Source organism: Candidatus Nanopusillus massiliensis, from assembly GCF_920984865.1.
Window position 1 is genome coordinate 157,255 of the sequence record NZ_OV100765.1, and the last position, 274, is coordinate 157,528.

A 274-nucleotide genomic window follows, 5' to 3' on the forward strand; every position below is an offset into this window, starting at 1 on the left:
ATATTATTAGTACCATATTTTTTATCCGAGATAGAAGATTTAGATGATGAAAAATTAAAAAGATTAGCTATTTAGATAACGATATTATATCTAATAGGAGACATACTTGTTGTTAAAGGCGATTGGCTTATATTAATATGGATTGGAATATTTGCAGTTAGTATTATTTATATTGTCATTATTAGAAGGATTGGGCAAAGCGGAAAATGATTTGTTTGCATTACTTTTATTATTAGCAGGTTTTTTAATAATCATATTGATAATGGGGATTATA